The 288-nt window shown below is 45.1% G+C and carries 1 protein-coding gene; it reads left to right on the forward strand.

The window, feature by feature from the left end; all coding sequences use genetic code 11:
* On the forward strand, positions 1-288 hold a 288-nt coding region (locus tag L0U89_RS20350), incomplete at both ends, for a discoidin domain-containing protein (protein ID WP_234863200.1).

Here is a 288-nt window from a genome sequence, read left to right on the forward strand (position 1 = left end):
CCAATGGTCCGGCTGATCATCGTAAAAGCCGCTTTACCGGCTGGATGTTGCTCAACTATAAAAAACCGGTTCAGGTTTCGTCTACCCTTGGCAGTTATACCGCCAACAATGCAGTGGATGAATCTATCAAAACCTACTGGAGTGCAGCATCAGGCAATAAAGGCGAATGGTTCCAGACCGACCTGGGCGATATCTCAACAATACATGCCATTCAACTCAACTATGCCGATCAGGATGCGGAATTTCTTGGTAAACAAACCGACATCTATCATCAGTATAAAATTTACC

This window comes from Mariniradius sediminis (assembly GCF_021491425.1).
Classification (GTDB): domain Bacteria; phylum Bacteroidota; class Bacteroidia; order Cytophagales; family Cyclobacteriaceae; genus Mariniradius; species Mariniradius saccharolyticus.